We start from the raw sequence: 203 nt of genomic DNA on the forward strand, positions 1-203 counted from the left end.
AGGTTGGTTGGAAATACGCGAGTAAAAAGCAGTTAAGTGTCAGACTGATAGAGAGATATCGAAATATGTACATTTATTCTGGAGCAAAATATCTCCTGAAAGTGGGCTAATAAGGGGAAAACCGGGCAGGATAAGCCAACTACTTACAGGTAACAAGTCAATTACTTATAAGTAGTTAGTAATCTACTTACAGGTAGTTAGTG

Origin of the sequence: Bacteroides sp. UBA939 (genome assembly GCF_002293435.1) — a bacterium.
Taxonomy (GTDB): Bacteria; Bacteroidota; Bacteroidia; order Bacteroidales; family Bacteroidaceae; genus Bacteroides.